Annotated in this window: 13 protein-coding genes; 7 read left to right on the forward strand and 6 right to left on the reverse strand. The window is 26.6% G+C overall.

Features of this window, described 5'->3' with window-relative positions:
* Positions 1-11: 11 nt before the first annotated feature.
* Positions 12-1,040 (reverse strand): aldose epimerase family protein, encoded by a 1,029-nt coding sequence (locus tag DR020_RS01605; protein WP_055258420.1) that lies wholly within the window; start codon positions 1,038-1,040, stop codon positions 12-14.
* A 323-nt stretch (positions 1,041-1,363) separates the two neighbouring features.
* Here DR020_RS01605 and DR020_RS01610 point away from each other — a divergent pair, with 323 nt between their 5' ends.
* The 4 genes from DR020_RS01610 (at position 1,364) to DR020_RS12700 (ending at position 6,483) form a co-directional block, all read left to right on the forward strand.
* Positions 1,364-2,545 carry a galactokinase gene (locus tag DR020_RS01610; protein WP_055258418.1) on the forward strand — a complete coding sequence of 394 codons (1,182 nt, stop codon included), beginning with the start codon at positions 1,364-1,366 and terminating at the stop codon, positions 2,543-2,545.
* A 29-nt stretch (positions 2,546-2,574) separates the two neighbouring features.
* The gene (gene galT / locus DR020_RS01615) at positions 2,575-4,065 is read left to right on the forward strand and encodes a UDP-glucose--hexose-1-phosphate uridylyltransferase (protein ID WP_055258416.1); all 1,491 of its coding nucleotides are present in this window, start codon (positions 2,575-2,577) and stop codon (positions 4,063-4,065) included.
* 257 nt (positions 4,066-4,322) lie between these two features.
* A complete protein-coding gene (locus DR020_RS01620) occupies positions 4,323-5,618 on the forward strand; it encodes a hypothetical protein (RefSeq protein ID WP_112365081.1) in 1,296 nt (431 codons plus the stop codon).
* A gap of 127 nt (positions 5,619-5,745) precedes the next feature.
* Positions 5,746-6,483 carry a metalloregulator ArsR/SmtB family transcription factor gene (locus DR020_RS12700; RefSeq protein ID WP_082412324.1) on the forward strand — a complete coding sequence of 246 codons (738 nt, stop codon included), beginning with the start codon at positions 5,746-5,748 and terminating at the stop codon, positions 6,481-6,483.
* A gap of 128 nt (positions 6,484-6,611) precedes the next feature.
* On the opposite strand, the gene DR020_RS01630 is transcribed toward DR020_RS12700, so the two are convergent.
* Positions 6,612-8,273 carry a nucleoside kinase gene (locus DR020_RS01630; protein WP_112365082.1) on the reverse strand — a complete coding sequence of 554 codons (1,662 nt, stop codon included), beginning with the start codon at positions 8,271-8,273 and terminating at the stop codon, positions 6,612-6,614.
* Positions 8,274-8,452: 179 nt separating this feature from the next.
* Here DR020_RS01630 and DR020_RS01635 point away from each other — a divergent pair, with 179 nt between their 5' ends.
* From DR020_RS01635 to fba, 3 genes are all read left to right on the forward strand, one after another.
* Positions 8,453-9,154: a DUF421 domain-containing protein gene (locus DR020_RS01635; RefSeq protein ID WP_055258411.1), complete on the forward strand. Its 702-nt coding sequence runs from the start codon at positions 8,453-8,455 to the stop codon at positions 9,152-9,154.
* A gap of 12 nt (positions 9,155-9,166) precedes the next feature.
* On the forward strand, positions 9,167-9,547 hold the full coding sequence (locus DR020_RS01640; RefSeq protein ID WP_055258409.1) for a DUF4363 family protein: 381 nt from the start codon (positions 9,167-9,169) through the stop codon (positions 9,545-9,547).
* 176 nt (positions 9,548-9,723) lie between these two features.
* Positions 9,724-10,590 (forward strand): class II fructose-1,6-bisphosphate aldolase, encoded by an 867-nt coding sequence (fba, locus tag DR020_RS01645; protein ID WP_055258407.1) that lies wholly within the window; start codon positions 9,724-9,726, stop codon positions 10,588-10,590.
* A 42-nt stretch (positions 10,591-10,632) separates the two neighbouring features.
* Here the strand turns inward: fba and DR020_RS01650 are convergent, their stop codons facing one another.
* The 4 genes from DR020_RS01650 to DR020_RS01665 all read right to left on the reverse strand — a co-directional run bounded on the left by DR020_RS01650 (position 10,633) and on the right by DR020_RS01665 (position 14,353).
* The gene (locus tag DR020_RS01650) at positions 10,633-11,589 is read right to left on the reverse strand and encodes a hypothetical protein (protein WP_112365083.1); all 957 of its coding nucleotides are present in this window, start codon (positions 11,587-11,589) and stop codon (positions 10,633-10,635) included.
* Positions 11,590-11,797: 208 nt separating this feature from the next.
* Entirely contained in the window at positions 11,798-12,184 is a 387-nt protein-coding gene (locus DR020_RS01655) for a hypothetical protein (RefSeq protein WP_055258402.1), read from the reverse strand.
* A gap of 77 nt (positions 12,185-12,261) precedes the next feature.
* Positions 12,262-13,686, reverse strand: a complete 1,425-nt coding sequence (locus DR020_RS01660; protein ID WP_055258400.1) for a sensor histidine kinase — start codon at positions 13,684-13,686, stop codon at positions 12,262-12,264.
* Positions 13,676-14,353 carry a response regulator transcription factor gene (locus DR020_RS01665; RefSeq protein ID WP_235804569.1) on the reverse strand — a complete coding sequence of 226 codons (678 nt, stop codon included), beginning with the start codon at positions 14,351-14,353 and terminating at the stop codon, positions 13,676-13,678. Before DR020_RS01665 ends, DR020_RS01660 begins: the two co-directional genes overlap by 11 nt.
* Between the last annotated feature and the right edge of the window lie 105 nt (positions 14,354-14,458).

The raw sequence follows: 14,458 nt of genomic DNA on the forward strand, positions 1-14,458 counted from the left end.
TCTCCTATTTATTATTTTATATAAAATTTATATATGGTCTCGTTATCGTAAACTTCCCCATTTCTTAATATTATATCATTTATAAAACAATCATCATAGCCTACTGGAAGACTTTGAGCTTCAAAACATATTGCATCGTGTTTTTTTCCAACTCGTCCACATTCCATAATTAAATCATCTGTAAAATTCATTGAATAACAAACTATTGCTTTTTGATTAGTTTTTATTTCTAAACACCTTCCAGATTCCTTGTGATAAAACATTACATCATTTTCTTTTTTCTTATTTAAAATCCAAGGATGATCATATCCAGAGCCATATTTTAACTGAATATTTTCTTCATTTATATCCTTGCCTACTTCTTTAACATTATTAAAATCAAAAGGAGTATTTTTAACTTCTATATTCTTACCAGTTGGAATTAGATATTCATCTACCTCCCCTATATAATCACTATTTATAACAAGTTTTTGTCCTAATACACTACTTTTTGCATTTCCTGATAAATTAAAATAAGAATGATTGGTCATATTTACTATTGTATCTTTGTCTGATTTTCCAGTATAATGTATTTTTAATTCGTTTTCATTATTTAAAGTATAATACACAGATAAATCTAAATTTCCAGGATATCCATTTTCTAAATCTTTGCTCATGTATGATAATTTTAATCCTACATAATCATTATTTCTTATAGTTTCAACATTCCATATTTTCTTTGAAAAAGAATTATTTCCTCCATGAAGACAATTCCCATTATTATTTTTATCAAGATTGTATTCTACTCCATTTAACGAAAACTTAGCTCCTCCAATCCTTCCTGCTGTTCTTCCAATCATGGCACCAAAACATGATGGATTTTCATAATAATCTTCCAAATTTTTATAAGATAATACTACATTTTCTAAAAATCCATTTCTATCTTCAGTTATAATTTTTGTAATAACTCCACCTAAACTTAGTACCTCAACTAACATATTATTATCATTTATTAATTGATATCTTTTAAATCCATTTTCATTAAATTCTTTTATTTGCATAATAATTCCTCCACCTTATTATTTTACTTATTTTTACTTAATACTAATTCTACAAATGTTGTTTTCAAACTTCACATTTTAAAATAATCTAAACTTCATAATAATCATTTATGTATTAAATAGATTAATATTTCATTTAATAGAATTAATTTTAATTTGTAAAGCAATACATTTATACTGATATTATAAAAAATATAAATAAAATTTACAATATTTTTTATACAATAGTAAAATTTTTTAGTAAAAATATTGATTTTATTTTACTTAAATATTATAATTAATTTATTAAAACAATTACATGGTACAAATTAGGAGGTTATTTTGTGTTAGTAAACGATATAAAAATTAAATTTAATGAGGTTTTTAATAAAATATTTAATGACTCTTACGATAAAATGTTTTTCTCTCCTGGAAGAATAAATCTTATAGGCGAACATACAGACTATAACGGTGGTTTTGTTTTCCCATGTCCAATAACTTTAGGAACTTATGCTGCAATTAATAAGCGTCCTGATAACATTTTCAAAGTTTATTCATTAAATTTTGAAAACAAAGGAGTTATAGAATTTTCTCTAGACAACTTAGAATATAGAAAAGAAGATGATTGGGCTAATTATATAAAAGGTGTAGTTAAATTCTTATTAGAACAAGGATTTAAAATAAACCATGGATTCAATATGGCTATATACGGAAATCTACCAAACGGAGCTGGTCTTTCATCATCAGCCTCTTTAGAGATGTTATGTGCTAAAATATTTAGAGAAGAGTTTAACCTTGATATGGACGATGTACAAGCTGCTTTACTTGGTAAAACTGTAGAAAATAAATATATTGGTGTAAATAGTGGAATAATGGATCAATTTGCTATATCTCTTGGCAAAAAAGATACTGCTATCCAACTAGATTGCAATACTTTAAACTACGAATATGTACCTGTTAAATTAGGAGATAAAACCATAGTTATAATGAATACTAATAAAAGACGTGAACTTGCTGACTCAAAATATAATGAAAGAAGAGCTGAATGTGATAGTTCTTTAGAAAAGCTAAAAGAAGCTTGTAACATAGAGGCTCTTTGTGAATTAACACCTGAAGAATTTGAAAAACACGCTCATCTTATAAATGATGAAACAAAAATTAAAAGATGTAGACATGCTATATATGAAAATGCTAGAGTTAAGAAAGCCGTTGAAGCATTAAAAGAAAATGATATTATAACATTTGGTAAACTTATGAATGACTCTCATATATCTTTAAGAGATGACTATGAAGTTACAGGTAAAGAATTAGATACACTAGCTGAAGTTTCATGGAAGCAACCTGGTGTTTTAGGTGCTCGTATGACTGGTGCTGGCTTTGGAGGATGTGCTATTGCTATTGTTAATAATGATAGTGTAGAAAACTTTATTGCAAATGTAGGTCAAGCCTATAAAGATGCCATAGGTTATGAAGCATCATTTTATATAGCATCAATTGGTGATGGTCCAACTGTTATTGAAATATAAATTTAATACAAAATATTTTGGGGGTAAAGATGAACATTTACGCATTAATAGACAGACTTATTTATATATCTATAAAAAACAATTTAATAGATGAGATGGATACAATCTACACAAGAAATAGACTGTTATCTCTTTTTAAAGAAGATAGCTATATGAAAAATGAAGATATAAATTTAAATTTTCATGAAACTTTAAATGGTTTATTAGATATTGCTGTAAATAAAAAATTAATAGGCAATACCCTTTATGAAAAAGATATATTTTCTAGCGACATCATGAACACTTTTGTTCCTGCACCCTCTTTAATAAACAAAGAATTTTTCATAAGGTATCATAATGAACCTAAAGAAGCTACTGATTATTTTTATAATCTTAGCAAAGCTTCTAATTATATAAAAACAGATAGAATTGCTAAAAATATAAACTTTACATCAAAATCTCCTTATGGAGACATGGAAATTACTATAAATCTATCTAAACCTGAAAAAGATCCTAAGCAAATAGCATTAGAGAGAAATTCAAAGAAAAATAATTATCCAAAGTGCCTTTTATGCATTGAAAATGAAGGCTACGAAGGAACTGTAACTCATCCAGATAGAGCAAATCATAGAACTATTCGACTTAACTTTAATAACAAAAACTGGATGATGCAATATTCCCCATACCTTTATTACAATGAGCATTGCATAGTTCTATGTACTGAGCATATTCCTATGAGTATTAACAAAGATACGTTTACTAACCTTCTTGAATTTGTTGATATATTCCCTCATTATTTTATAGGTTCTAATGCTGACTTGCCTATAGTTGGAGGCTCTATTTTAGCTCATGAACATTATCAAGGAGGAAGGCATACATTTCCTATGAACAACGCCAAAAATTTATTTGATTTTAAATTAGATAAATTTAAAGATGTTGAAGCATCTGTTGTACATTGGCCTTTATCTACAATAAGATTAAAAAGCGAAAACATAAAATCTCTTGTTAATTGCTCTAACCTTATATTAGAGGCTTGGAGAAATTATGATGATGAAAGCCTTGATATTTTAAGCTATTCACAAAATGGTGAACCCCACAACACCATAACTCCAATTGCAAGATTTGAAAACAATAAATTTGTTATTGATTTAGTCCTTAGAAATAATCGAACATCTAATGAACATCCATTAGGAATCTTCCATCCTCATAGTGATGTTCACCATATAAAAAAAGAAAATATAGGTTTAATAGAAGTTATGGGACTTGCCGTACTTCCTGGAAGACTTTTAAATGAATTAAATGATATAAAAAGCTTCTTAAATAATTCTTTAAGCATAGAAGAGATAAAGGAATACCATAAACCTTGGGCATCTTACCTTAAAGATAAAATTAAAGAAGAAAACTTATCTATTGATGAGTTTATTAATAAAGAAGTTGGAAATAAATTCGTAAAAGTCTTAGAAGATTGTGGTGTATTTAAACTCACTCCTCAAGGTATAGACGGATTTAAAAAATTTATAAATTCTATAAATAGTATATAAATTTAATCATAACCATATAAATGATATATAAATGTAAAATAAAGCTGTTATAATATATAAACAGCTTTATTTTTGTTTGTAAACAAATTATTACAATTCAAATAAATTTTTAATATTATATTTTCTTATATATAATCTTTATTATAATAATATTGAATAAATAATTTATTTTATTAATACCGTATTTATTTATAAAATACTTTAATATAATATTTAAAAATAATATTTATATTTTTTAAAAATTGGAGGACAACATTATGAGTTTATTAGGGAAAGGAGTAAATAAGCTTTTTACTTCATTAGGCTCTTTATTAAAAAAAATAGTTGAATTATTATTTGATTTACTTGGCTTTATTAAATTTAAAATTTCAAAAAAAGGTTACAATGTAAGAGAAGAAAGCTCTAAAAATGGTAAAATAGTTGGAAGAAGACTTAAAAATAATATGGACAAGTTTGCAATTAAAGCTCAAGTCGAAACTGATAAGGGCATGATATTTTTAGGTAAATTTTTAAGGCTTTTTACATTCAATATTTTAAAATTATTTAATACTGTATCAAGAAATTTATACAAAGCTTCTGAAAAATCAAAGGATAAATTTACAACATATAATATATCTCAAGATGAAAAAAACAAAGAAAAATTTATTGAATTTGATAATTTAATTGCTAAATGCAATGATATAGAAAATTATGCTGAAGCCGCTATATCTAAAAATGTTGATGATTCATATAAAGATTTAGATAAAACTTTATTTGAATTTCCAAATACATATCATAATTCAAATAACAATAATATTGAAAAATATGAGAAAAACTCTGCTACTGATTTGGATAAAACATTATATGAAGATTTAGATTCCTTTAATAATTTAAATAAAAATGATGATTCTGATTTAGATAAAACTTTATTTGAAAATGATGATGATATGTTTAATTCTATAAAATCAGAAGTTTTTTCTAAAACTTTAAAAGATATTAATTCAGCTACCAATATTAATGAAAACAAGTATAGCAAAAATGAAGAAATCTGTGACTTAGAAAACCATACAAACACAACTGAGGAAGATGAAGAAATCTATAACTCAGAAGATGATATAGACACAATTATAGACACAATTGAGGAAAACGAAGATGTCTTTGAAGAAAATACACAGAAAAAGCATATGTTTGATTTTTTAAAGAAAAAAGAACAAAATTCTTCTCTTGATGAAACATTCCACGGAGAAAATTATGAATTTAATTCTTCTATAAAATTGGCTAATGAAAATTATTCTAAAAACAAAAATAAGAGCATAACTAATAAAAGTATATCTAATGATAATTTTTCAAAAAAACAAGAAAACTCTATGGATAAAACTCAACTAGTTGATTTAGAGTCTTTAAAGGAAAATGAATCTGATAAAACACGAATGGTTAATATAGATGATTTTAGAGAAGCAGTAAACTCTAGACTTAATTCTTCTAATAATACGGATAACAAAATAAAAAATTCCTATCGATATTCTCTAGATGATGATGATGAATCTATAAGAAAATTTTTAAATGACGATTAAAAAATTTATTTAAAATAGTTTGTATATATTATTTATACAAGCTATTTTTATTTTTCCCTTGAATTTCTAAAATAAGTGTACTATAATTTAGTTAAGTAATTACTTAACTAAATCGTGGAGGTCATTTATGGAAGCTTACATAAATATTTTTAAAGCTCTTAGCGATGAAACTAGACTAAAAATTTTATTATTAATGTCTAAAAAAAGCATATGTGCAAAAGGCATTGCAAAACATTTAAATATAAGTGAAGCTGCTGTATCTCAGCAAATCAAAATTTTAAAAAAAGTTAATCTTATAATAGGCTACAAAATAGGATATCATATCATTTATGACCTTAATTATGATACTTTAAAAAAACCTACGCTTTTTATAGAAAATTTAATCAACAAAGATACATATGATTATATATTCTCAGATAGCCAATACAATACAGAATGTTTAAAAAAATGTGCACATAAAAAATGTTTCAATGAAAATAAATTTAAGGAGGAATTATCAATGAAAGTTTGTTTCCCTGTAAAATCAAATGAAGGATTACAAAGTGTAACTTATAATCATTTTGGAAATGCCCCTCATTTTATAATTTGTGACTTAGAAAACAATGAAATCAAATCTGTAAATAATGGTGATTTAAATCATGAACACGGAAAATGTCAACCAATTAAAGCTTTATCTGGTGAGGTTGTTGATGCTGTAATAGTTGGAGGAATAGGCGCAGGTGCTATATTAAAACTTAATTCTATGGGAATTAAAGTATATAAAGCTTGCCAAGGTACTATTGAAGAAAACATAAAACTATTTAAAGAAAATAAATTACCTCAATTTGATGCAAACAACTCTTGCACAAGTCATAACTGTCATTAGTAATTTATATACTTTAAATTTTATTCTAAACTTTTAATACTTTTATCATATTTATATAAATAGACTGTATCAAAGATAAAAAATATATTCTGCACACTTATATTTGATACAGCCTTTTTGTATATTATCTAGTATTCATAAAAACAACTTCCACCTATAAATTCTCTTAAAATAGAGTTTTCAGGAACTTTTTCTTTTTCTATATCCTCAAAAAAATTAATTATATTCATAAGCCTTTTAGCCTCATAGTATACATAACTATCTTTTTTATTATTTATTTTTTTAAGCTCTTCTAATGCATATTTTTTTAAAACAGCCATCTCATACACCAAAGTTGAATTAAATAAAACATCTGCCTCTTCTTGATACTTAAAAATATTTTTCTCTTCTCCCCTTTTTATAGATGGCCACATTTCTAAAGTTTCAGCTCCCCCGTATCCTCTTGACAAAAAATCTCTAACTATTCTTCTAATCTTTCTTATATCTGTTGTTGATATTCTATTGTGATTATCTAAATTTAACTGAGTTAATGCTGATATATATATTTTAAATTTATTCTCATCTGCTATTTTATAAATAAGTTTAGGATTAAGACCATGTATTCCCTCTATTACTATTATCCCATTTTGTGAAAGTTCAATATTCTCTTTAGTTTCCTCTCTTTTTCCAGTTTTAAAATTATATTTAGGTAATTTTACAGCTTTATTTGCTAATAAATCTTTTAACTGATTATTAAAAAATTCTAAATCTAAAGCATTAATTGATTCAAAATCCGGTTTTCCATTTTCATCTAAAGGTGTTTTATCCCTATCTATATAATAATCATCTAATGATATTAAAAGAGGTTTATATCCATTTACCCTAAGCTGAATTGCTAGTCTTTTTGAAAAAGTCGTTTTCCCTGAAGATGAAGGACCAGCTATTAAAACTATTTTTGTATTTTCTTTATTCAATATCATATCGGCTATCTGTGCAATTTTTTTTTCATGAAGAGCTTCAGATACTCTTATTATATCTTCCTTTTCATGACTCCTTATCTTTTCGTTTAAAGATGAAACATCTGCTACATCTAAAATGCTTATCCATCTTTTAGTTTCTTTAAACACCTTAGAAAGTTGTGGAATATCAACAAATTTGCATACCTTTGTTGGTTCTTTTACTTTAGGAAAATTTAAAACAAATCCTGGGTCATAATATTCTAAATCAAAATATTTTAAAATCCCTGTTGAATAAACCATGTTTCCATAAAAATAGTCGTATCTATCATCTATTTTATAAAGTTTAACATTATCATTTTTTAAAGATGATAAAAGTCTTACTTTATCATTCATTTTATAGGTTTTAAATATATTTATTGCATCTTTTGTTTTTACTTCACATTTTTCTATTACTATATCCTTATTTATTATCTCCATCATTCTATTTTTAATAAGTTTTATATCCTCTTCATTTAGTGCTACATCCTTATGCACTTCTCCATAAAGCCCATTCCTTATTGAATGTTGAATTGTTATACTGCACTCATTAAATAAATCTAGTGTTGCCTTTATAAATACAAATTGCAAAGCTCGTCTATATGCCTTTATAGCAATTGCATTATCTAACCTAATCCATACCAAATCACCATTTTCCTTTATTTCATCTGTAAGTTCTAAATATATATTATTAAATTTAGCTAATATGATTGGATAAATGTCTTCTTTATAATTTTTATCTAAAAGTTGATAAAATTTTGTTCCTTTATCCACACTAATATACTTATCATCAATTTTAATTTTTAATTTTTCCAATAGCACTCACACCCTAACAATAGTAATTGTATTATTTAAGATTTCAATTTGTTAACCAAAACGCAAATCAACATCTTAAGCAAACTTAATGTCCTATAGTTATATTTATGAAAAAACATTGAAAGTAAGAATAAATTAACTGTATTTTCACATTATATAATTGTAAGGAGTGATAATATATGTACATAGTATTTATTAGAACTGCTCTTTTATATTTTTTAGTAATCTTTGTTGTAAGGCTCATGGGAAAAAGGCAAATAGGTGAACTTCAACCATATGAACTTGTAATAACTATTATGATTTCAGACCTTGCCTCCCTTCCTATGCAAGACTCAAGACTTCCCTTAATACTTGGTATAATACCTATTGTAACTCTTTTAATAATAAATATAATTATCACAGAAATTCAACAACACAGCGTAACCTTTAGAAAACTCATAGATGGTACTCCCTGTGTTTTAGTAAGCAATGGAAAATTAAATCTAAGTATGATAAAAAAACAACGCCTTACTGTTGATGATATACTAGAAGAAATACGAAGTGGTGGCTATTTAGATATAGAAGAAATTCAATACGCCATTCTCGAAAATAATGGAAAAGTATCAATAATTCCAAAATCATCTTGCGATACTGTTACAAAACACGATTTAAACATAAATGTAAAAGACCCTAAAATGCCAATACTATTATATGTTGATGGCAAGATTAATAAACGAGCTTTACATATATTAAAAAAAGATGTATCTTGGCTAGATAAAAAACTAAAAGAAATCAAAGCCCCCAAAAAAGAAGACTTATTTCTAATCATGATTGATTCTAATGAAGAAATATTTTATCAAGAACTATATAGTGATGATATTTCTGATGAACTTTCACTATAAAGGGGTGATTTTATGAAAAATACCCTGATATCATTTGCAACACTTTTTATTTTATTATTCTTTGTATTTATAGGTGATACTAATTTAAACTCTTTATGTGATAACTCTTTAAAGGTAAGTCAAGAAATACAAATAGCATTAGATAATAATAATTGGGATGATGCTTTAGAAAAATCCGTAGAACTTAAAAAAATTATGTCTAATGGCTTTAAAAAAGTATCTGTATATGTAAATCATCAAGATATCGATACTCTAAATACTGAAACTGTTAAACTAATTGACTTTATTAAAGTTCGTGATTTATCTAATAGCTTATCTTCTTTAGATAGTATAAAATGTCTTGCTGAATACATAAAAGAACTACAACAAATAAATCTAACCAATATATTATAGTATATTTTTCCTTAATATTTAGCATTTTCTATCTTAATGCCAACATAATATAAAATTTGTTTTAAGTATAGAATTTTCTAAAATTTTAGTTTATAATTATAATATAAGGGTTAGTCCCAGAGGGACAAATTTAGTCCCTTAAAATAATTTTTTCGATAATGAAAGGCGGTATTATCATGGCATTAGTTAGTGCAAAAGAAATGTTAAATAAAGCTAAAGAAGGTAAATACGCTGTTGGTCAATTCAACATAAACAACTTAGAATGGACAAAAGCTATATTACTTACTGCTCAAGAAAATAATTCACCAGTTATCTTAGGAGTATCTGAAGGTGCTGGAAAATATATGTGCGGATATAAAACAATAGTTGGAATGGTTAATGGAATGTTAGAAGAATTAAAAATAACAGTTCCTGTTGCTCTACATTTAGACCATGGTAGCTTTGAAGGAGCTAAAGCTTGCATAGAAGCTGGTTTCTCTTCAGTAATGTTTGATGGATCTCACTATGCAATAGAAGAAAACATCCAAAAAACTAAAGAAATAATAGAAATTGCTTCTTCTAAAGGAATATCTGTTGAAGCTGAAGTTGGTTCAATAGGTGGAGAAGAAGATGGAGTTATAGGTGCTGGTGAAGTTGCTGATCCTGCTGAATGTAAACAAATAGCTGATTTAGGAGTTACTATGTTAGCTGCTGGAATAGGTAACATTCATGGTGTATACCCTGAAAACTGGGCTGGATTAAGCTTTGAAACTTTAGAAAAAATAGATAATTCTGTTGGAACTATGCCATTAGTTTTACACGGTGGTACTGGAATTCCTGCTGATATGATAAAAAAAGCTATCTCTTTAGGAGTATCTAAAATAAATGTTAATACTGAATGTCAATTAGCTTTTGCTGCTGCTACTAGAAAGTACGTTGAAGAAGGAAAAGACCTTCAAGGCAAAGGATTTGACCCAAGAAAATTATTAGCTCCAGGATTTGAAGCTATAAAAGCAACTGTTAAAGAAAAAATGGAATTATTCGGATCAATAAACAGAGCTTAATTAATAAAAAAAAGATTGCAAAATTGCAATCTTTTTTTATTATTATAAACTAGCTGAATAAACACTTCCCTCATCGTTCATTACCGCTATACTACCACTATTTATTATTATTTTTGATTGTGTTTCATATTTATAAATTGTACTTGTTGTTACTCTCACATTACTTGGCACTGCAATTATAAATCTAATAATTCCATTTGATGCACCTACATTTCCTGTCCAACCTTCACTTCCAAAATATGATAATGCATTAGTTGATATTATGTAATAATTAGGATTTTCTATAACAGTTCCATCAAAAGAATATAATGATTTAGTTAATATTAAAGTTTTACCTGAAGGGTTTGAACCAAATGTTCCATCAGTAACCATAGGAGAACCTATTTTACTTCCAACTGTCCATGTTCCATAATATGCTGAAACTTGAGAGTTATTATTAAATAGCACAGGTTGTCCATCTATAATATTACTATTACTAGAATTAGCGTTGTTATCGCTCTCAACTTTATTGCTATTATTCTCTATTGTATTTTTATCCTTACTATTTATTACTTTTGTTCCTGAACTTTGAGTTGTGTCAGATGTATTACTTGGTTGCATTTGTGTTGAACTGCTTATACTACTTGCAGTTTCATCTTTCTTAGCGCTTTGGCTAACTTTAGTGCTTGAATTTTCTGCTACACTTTTTCCTTCACTACTACTTGTTGTATCCTTTGATATGACTTTCGCTTTTACACTTGCTGATGAATCTTTTGTGTTTATTGTTTTGCTACTACTAATTGTATTGCTAGCTTTCGTTGTACTACTTGCCGTATCATTAGACTCTTGAGCATTAGTTTTAGATGCTGCTGACACACTTGATGTGCTATTTGAAATAGAATTATTAACTGATGATACAGATGATGTTGTTGTACTCTTTGCAGATGCAACCTCGTAAATCGTACAGCCAACAACAGCTGCAACTATTACTACAATAACACCTATCATTACTTTTTTCATTTTTATCACCCCTTTTTACATGATTCCAAACTAATAATATACTTTATTTATTATACGACTCAACATTTAAAAAAACAACGCATATTAACAAATTTTATTTATTAATGCTTATTTTTTCTATATAATGTTAATTTTAATATTTTTCAAAATAAAAAAATCAAGTTGCAGTAATAGTTAGCAACTTGATTTTCATTAATATATTTAGCTTCTACAATAATTCATTAAGCTTCTTTCTTTCACTAGATTTTAATAACGGCTTTATTCCCCTATATAAAATCTCACATTTAATCCCTAAAAGCCTTGCATAAAAATATAACATGGGACTTCTAAGACGCCCCCTTGAACATACAAGTACTAAAGCTTTCTTTCTATTTCTAGATATCATAAGAAGTCTTGTTTTTATGAATCTTCTTCTTTTTAATATTCCCTTCAAAATTATATAAAAAGCCATAGGATAAAATTTTTTTATTTTTAAATATTCCTCTATTTCTATTATTGGAATACTATACTTTGTAAAAGGAGTCAGTTCATGTTCGAGGGTAGTTCTAACATCAACTACTTTCTCATCTTTAATATCCTCATACCTGATAAACATAATATCACCTTATCCTTAAATGATAAGCCAAAAAGTGCTATATTAAATAATACTATGTTTAAAGTCTTATATTGATGTTATATTTTATTATACAAAGGTATTTTTATATAAGCCTTAGTACCCATTCCCACATCACTTTCTAAATTAACTTTACCGTTATAATGATTTATTATTATCGCTGCAATAGATAATCCTAAACCACTTCCTCCAAGCTCTCTACTTCTCCCCTTATCCACTCTATAAAATCTTTCAAATACTTTTTCTATATCCTTTTTAGGGATTCCTATGCCATTATCTTCTATCAATATCTCAGCATAATCATTTTTTACATTAGCAGATATTTTTACAATTCCATGCTCATTATCAGTATATTTTACAGAATTATCTATAAATATTCTTAAAAGTTGCTTTATCATATCCCTATCAGCTTTAATTATTATATTTCTACAATTTCCTTCAATTTTTCTTAATATGTTATTGGGATTTATAATATCATAACTGTGTATAACTTCATTAATTAATATATTCAATTCTAATTCTTCATCATTAGTTTCCATAAGTCCACTGTCCTTCTTGGCTAGAAATAATAATCTGTCAATTAGAACTTTCATATGATCGCTTTCTTTTTTTATAGCAGTTATCGACTCTTCTAAAACCTCTCTATCGTCTTTTCCCCATCTATCTAGCATATCAGCATAACCTTTTATTACAGCTATTGGTGTTTTAAGCTCATGAGATGCATCTCCTACAAATCTGTTTTGCATCTCAAAAGTTTCCTCAATTCTGTCCATCATATTATTTATCGTTCCTGCTAATTTTCCTATTTCATCATCTGGCTTTTTGATAATTATTCTATCTTTTAAATTGTTACCGTTTATTTTTTCAGCAGTTTCTCTCATTATAGTCATTGGCCTTAAGCTTCTTTTAGTAATTATTTTTCCAGCAATTAAAGCTATTATTACTCCTAAAAATGTAGTCAGCATCATAACAACAGCTAGAAGTTCTATATAATATGAATCTGACGTTTTATCTTTTATTAAAAATACATAATATTTTTGCCCACTTTGTTGTACAGGTACAACCATATACAAAACATGTTTTCCATTCATTGCTGTTTTTCTTATTCTTCCAGCTGCTTTAGCTAAATAACTTGGTATGCTTATATTTTCATTTGTCTTATATACAGAATTTCCCTTCGAATCAAAAACAAGACCATATAAATCATCTCCAAAACCTATATTTTCAACTGAATTTATTAATCCTCTTCCCTCTTCTAGTTCATTTTGCAATGTTATTTTTGCATTGTTCAAAACATCGATATTATCCATATTCAACGCTATAGTTACAAACCAGTAAACCCCTAAATTTAAAAATATTAAAATCAAGGCTATAAGTATTCCATTATTTATAGCAAGAGAAGACGATAATTCTCGATGACTCTTTCTTTTATTATTTATCCATTTTAATAACGATTTTAATTTTCTATTTACCTTAATCTTCATTTTTTATAACATACCCAACTCCCCTTACTGTTTGTATTTTTTTATCTAATCCATATTGCTCAAGCTTTTCTCTCAAATGTCTTATGTAAACATCAACTATATTTTCATCCCCAAAATAATCATAGCCCCAAACTTTATTTAATATATTTTGTCTATCCATGACAATTTCTTTATTTTTAAGTAAAAATTTCAATAAATCAAACTCAGTTTTAGTAAACTTTATCTCTTTCCCTAAGCATTCAACTCTTCTTTTATCAACATTCATTTTTAATTCACCTATAAATAAAGTTTCAAATTTATCATTAGCTTTTCTTTCATAAACCCTTATTCTAGCTAAAAGTTCCTCAATTTCGAAAGGCTTTGTAATATAATCATCTGCACCTTCATCAAGACCTGCTATCTTATCACTAAGCTGTGATTTTGCAGTTAACATTATAATAGGAATACTACTAAAAGTTCTTATTCTTTTACAAGTTTCTATTCCATCTATACCATTCATCATAACATCTAACAATATTAAATCAATAGAATTGCTTTTTACTAGTTCTATTGCATCATATCCATTATTAGCTATAAATACATGATACCCTTCATGCTCTAACTCCAACTGCAAAAATCTACATATATCTTTTTGATCATCAACAATTAAAATATTAAAGTTTTTCACATAACTCACTCCCATTGTTACAATTAATTAGACACTTATATAAATATATTATCATTTTAATATTGTAAAAATAATAACTAAAACTCATATTAAAATACCTAATCT

It is taken from the genome of Sarcina ventriculi (genome assembly GCF_900456775.1).
Taxonomy (GTDB): domain Bacteria; phylum Bacillota; class Clostridia; order Clostridiales; family Clostridiaceae; genus Sarcina; species Sarcina ventriculi.

What these genes read in the sequence shown, in the direction of transcription:
- DR020_RS01620 (WP_112365081.1), top strand. Translation starts at nt 4,323, where the DNA reads ATGAGTTTATTAGGGAAAGGAGTAAATAAGCTTTTTACTTCATTAGGC.
- DR020_RS12700 (WP_082412324.1), top strand. Translation starts at nt 5,746, where the DNA reads ATGGAAGCTTACATAAATATTTTTAAAGCTCTTAGCGATGAAACTAGA.
- DR020_RS01660 (WP_055258400.1), bottom strand. Translation starts at nt 13,686, where the DNA reads ATGAAGATTAAGGTAAATAGAAAATTAAAATCGTTATTAAAATGGATA.
- DR020_RS01655 (WP_055258402.1), bottom strand. Translation starts at nt 12,184, where the DNA reads ATGTTTATCAGGTATGAGGATATTAAAGATGAGAAAGTAGTTGATGTT.
- DR020_RS01650 (WP_112365083.1), bottom strand. Translation starts at nt 11,589, where the DNA reads ATGAAAAAAGTAATGATAGGTGTTATTGTAGTAATAGTTGCAGCTGTT.
- fba (WP_055258407.1), top strand. Translation starts at nt 9,724, where the DNA reads ATGGCATTAGTTAGTGCAAAAGAAATGTTAAATAAAGCTAAAGAAGGT.
- galT (WP_055258416.1), top strand. Translation starts at nt 2,575, where the DNA reads ATGAACATTTACGCATTAATAGACAGACTTATTTATATATCTATAAAA.
- DR020_RS01605 (WP_055258420.1), bottom strand. Translation starts at nt 1,040, where the DNA reads ATGCAAATAAAAGAATTTAATGAAAATGGATTTAAAAGATATCAATTA.
- DR020_RS01640 (WP_055258409.1), top strand. Translation starts at nt 9,167, where the DNA reads ATGAAAAATACCCTGATATCATTTGCAACACTTTTTATTTTATTATTC.
- DR020_RS01635 (WP_055258411.1), top strand. Translation starts at nt 8,453, where the DNA reads ATGTACATAGTATTTATTAGAACTGCTCTTTTATATTTTTTAGTAATC.